The following is an 810-nucleotide window of genomic DNA, read 5'->3' on the forward strand; positions in this document are numbered from 1 at the left end:
CAGCTCCTCCAAAAGGTAGGTCCGCTCCTCGGGCGACAGGATGTCCAGCTCCCGCACCGGCCTGTCGGGCGCCCGCTCCAGCGCCTCCGCCAATTGCTCGAGCACGTGCTGCATGTAGCCGCAGACCCGATCCGCAGACATCGGCTCCACCACCTGCGCCGTCAGGCCGAGCGCCTCGCCATAATCCTCCACCGACAGGGTCAGCGGATAGTTGGTGCGCTCCTCCCCGCCCAGCCATTCCACCCCGGACAGACCATCATCCGTGCCGGAGCCGGCCATGGCCGCCGGCGTGTTGTGACGGTAGTTCAACAGCGCGCTGAACAGCGGCGCCGGCGCCGCAACGCCGCTGCAGCGTTGCGCCAGCGCCAGCGAGGCATGCTCGTGCGCCAGCAGCTCGGAAAGCCGCGCATGCGTGGTCCGCACGCTCGCCGCGACCCCGGTCCCGTCCAGGTCAAGCCGCACAGGCAGGGTGTTGATGAACAGGCCCAGCGCCCGGTCGGCGCCCGCACCCGCATGCATGCGGCCGAACAGCACCGTGCCGAACACCACCTGCTCTCGCCCGCTGCTGCGCGCCACCACCTGACCCCAGGCCAGATGGCACAGGCTGGCCAGGCTCACCCCCAGCCGCCGCGCCTGCTCCCGCAGCCGATCGTTGAGCGCCTGCGGCAGCATCCGCCGCGCCTCGCCGACCCCGCTGCCGTCGCCGCGCACTTGGCTTAGCCCGAACGGCAGCGTCGGCTCGTCGATGTCCGCCAGCTGTTCCTGGAAGAACTCCTCATGCGCCTTGGCATCGCCCCCCAGGCGCGCCTG

General features: G+C 71.1%; 1 protein-coding gene. It reads right to left on the reverse strand.

Annotated elements, in window-relative coordinates; genetic code table 11:
- Positions 1-810: condensation domain-containing protein (locus tag NKH89_RS35665; RefSeq protein ID WP_352912052.1), on the reverse strand; the 810-nt coding region annotated here is incomplete at both ends.

Source organism: Mesorhizobium sp. M0923 (genome assembly GCF_040319365.1).
Lineage (GTDB): Bacteria > Pseudomonadota > Alphaproteobacteria > Rhizobiales > Rhizobiaceae > Mesorhizobium.